We start from the raw sequence: 610 nt of genomic DNA on the forward strand, positions 1-610 counted from the left end.
GGGACGTAGATGTACATGTTCAGGTTGGTCGGGTTCGTGCCGAAGTTCGTCACCCGGGTCAGCGACGCCGCGGAAGCGGTCTGTGCGCCCACCAGGACGCCCGCGGCGACCAGCGACAGGGCGACGGCCGCCACGATGGCTTTCAGTCGTCGTATCACGCCATGTCCTTTCGTTTTTCCGGTCCGCGGGTCAGCTCGCGACGCAGGTCAGCGTCGGTACGCTGTTGGCGCCGTTGGCGTTGCCCAGGAATCCGAACTGCGTGCTCGCGCCCGCGCCGAGCGCGCCGTTGTAACTCACGTTGGTCGCGGTGACCTGCGAACCACTGGTGCTGATCGTGGCGCTCCAGGACTGCGTGATCGTCTGGCCGTCGCCGAACTGCCAGCGGACCGTCCAGGAGGAGATCGGAGAGCCGCCCGCCGTCACGGTCACCGCGGCCTGGAAGCCGCCCGGCCACTGCCCGGCCAGGGCGTACGTCGCCGAACACGATTTGCCGCCCGGCGAGGGGCTCGGACTCGGGCTGGGCGACGGACTCGGGCTGGGCGACGGCGTCGGACTCGGCGACGGCGTGGGGGTGGGCGACGGGCTGGGACCCTGGCTGATGCTGCCGGGG

Annotated in this window: 1 protein-coding gene; it reads right to left on the reverse strand. The window is 70.3% G+C overall.

The window, feature by feature from the left end; all coding sequences use genetic code 11:
• Window positions 1-189 precede the first annotated feature (189 nt).
• Entirely contained in the window at window positions 190-429 is a 240-nt protein-coding gene (locus Mco01_RS39675; RefSeq protein WP_307825772.1) for a cellulose binding domain-containing protein, read from the reverse strand.
• Between the last annotated feature and the right edge of the window lie 181 nt (window positions 430-610).

The sequence above is a fragment of the Microbispora corallina genome, assembly GCF_016863035.1.
Taxonomy (GTDB): Bacteria; Actinomycetota; Actinomycetes; order Streptosporangiales; family Streptosporangiaceae; genus Microbispora; species Microbispora corallina.